Origin of the sequence: Algoriphagus resistens (assembly GCF_001442615.1) — a bacterium.
Lineage (GTDB): Bacteria > Bacteroidota > Bacteroidia > Cytophagales > Cyclobacteriaceae > Algoriphagus > Algoriphagus resistens.
Window position 1 is genome coordinate 1 of sequence record NZ_LMXN01000039.1, and the last position, 2,246, is coordinate 2,246.

At 49.8% G+C, this 2,246-nt stretch carries 1 protein-coding gene and 1 pseudogene; both read left to right on the forward strand.

Annotation, left to right across the window (positions count from 1 at the left end):
• Positions 1 to 1,917, forward strand: a pseudogene (locus AS141_RS25795) (TonB-dependent receptor); the annotation flags it as partial.
• Positions 1,918 to 1,942: 25 nt separating this feature from the next.
• Positions 1,943 to 2,246: hypothetical protein (locus tag AS141_RS25800; protein WP_157243610.1), on the forward strand; the 304-nt coding region annotated here is incomplete at its 3' end.

Sequence of the window (2,246 nt, forward strand, 5' to 3'; positions counted from 1 at the left end):
ACAGGATACTACCCGGGCATCCGGGAAAGCTTTGCCCAAGGGGCAGAGCAGGCAGGGCTGCTCTCCTGGGAGCTCAATCCTTTGGAGGAGTTGGAGTTGGTCAAACGCAATACCAGGGAAGAAGATGTCCGGCTCAACCTGTCGGCTACCTATCAGTTGATCAGCGGGCTTACAGCAGAGGTATATTACCAGTTTTGGAAAGGCAGCAGTGAAGACGAAAACCTGGCACTTCCGGGAAGTTATGCAGCAAGGGACCTGATCAACCGGTATACCCAAAGTGATTCCACAGGTAGATTGACCTATGCTGTTCCCAGAGGGGCGATTCTGGATCTTGGTTCCGGACAGAGCAGAAGCAACAATTTCAGGGGGATACTGCGTCTGGACAGAGAGGTTGGGAAAAAGGGGCAAATCAATGGGTTGGCTGGATATGAGGTGAAGACCCTCCGGGGAAATGGAAGCACCAACCGTTATTACGGCTACAATCCGGAAACAGGGATTTCAATTCCTGTAGATTACGAAGGTTTACATGCACTGTATATTAATCCGTCCCGAAGTGCCAGGATTCCCTATTCCGACCAGGTCAGCGGAATGGCTGACAATTTTCTTTCCTCCTTCATCAATGGATCTTACAGCTATGATGGTCGCTACACGGTAAGCTTCAGTGGGAGAAGGGACGCATCCAATCTATTTGGTGTCAAAACCAACCAAAAGACGGTGCCCCTATGGTCCACAGGACTGGCATGGAACCTGACGGGGGAATCCTGGGAATTGCCAAAATGGGTGGATTATCTGCGTATCAGAACCACCTATGGTGTCAATGGGAATGTAAATAAAAATGTGGCGGCCATGACCACTTCCCGGATGATAGGCACCAGTAATTATACCTCCCTTCCGGTAGGAAATCTGATCAGCCCTCCCAATCCCAACCTCAGATGGGAGAAGATCAGGATTTTAAACCTGGGGACAGATTTTGACCTGGTTGGCAGCAGGGTCTCGGGAACATTTGAATTCTATCGCAAACAGGGGGAGGATTTGATCGGGGATCTTCCATTTGCCCCAAACACCGGAGTGGAAAGATTTCGGGGAAACTTTGCTAATACACTGACCAAAGGATTTGACCTGCAGTTGACAGGGGTTGTAATTGACAGGAAATTCCGTTGGCAGATAGATTATTTCCATTCCCATGTGAGGGAAAAGGTGGAGCAGTATGAATTGGAATCTACCGTCCAGGATTACCTGGGGCAGGCAGCCGGGGCAGACCCTTCTTCCCCGATATTCCCGTTGGAAGGGCGTCCTGTGTACGCTGTTTACAGTTTGCCCTTTGCAGGTCTTGATCCAAATACAGGCGATCCCCAGGGATATCTGGATGGAGAGGTCTCTACAGATTATGCAACTATCATCAACACGGCCAGTACGCAGGATATGACCTACCATGGGGCTGCACGTCCTACCCACTTTGGTTCCTTTAGGAATACCTTCAGTTGGGGAAATTGGAGCCTGTCTGCAAATGTAGTGTACAGGCTGGGCTACTATTATAGGCGAAAATCAGTCCGTTATGCCACTGTCCTTACCGGAGTGCAGGGACACGGGGATTTTTCGCAGAGGTGGCAACAGCCCGGGGATGAGGTTTTTACGCAGGTCCCGTCCCTGCCCGGTTCCAGAAACACCTTTCGCGACAGTTTCTATTCCTATTCCTCGGTGCTGGTTGAAAAAGGGGACCATGTCCGGTTACAGGATGTGCGTTTGAGTTACAGGTTTCAGGGACTGGGAAGATCAGGACTGGGATCCCTGGAACTCTTTTCCTATGCCAATAATCTGGGAATTATTTGGAAATCCTCCGATGATCCATTGGATCCTGATTTTAGGACCATGAAACCCCTGCGTTCCCTTACGCTGGGCCTGCGTCTGTCCTATTAACCTTAACCAAAAAACAATGAATGTGATGAATAGATATATTTTAAGGACGTTGATGCTGGCACTTGTGTGGTTCAGCGGAAATTCCTGCTCCGGTTTATTGGAGGAAAAGCCGGACCTGTCGCTGGTCAGGCCAACTACGCTGGACGAGTTGTGGGCGTTGTTGGATAACAACCGGCAAGTAATGAATGGGGAACCCTGTACGGTAGACATCGTCTCAGATGATGTCTACCTGCTGGAAACGTTGCTCCCCTCTTTGAGTGAGGACAAATACCGGATTTATACCTGGTCCAAAGAACCTGTTGAAGGAGGTCTGGATTTGGATTGGTCCA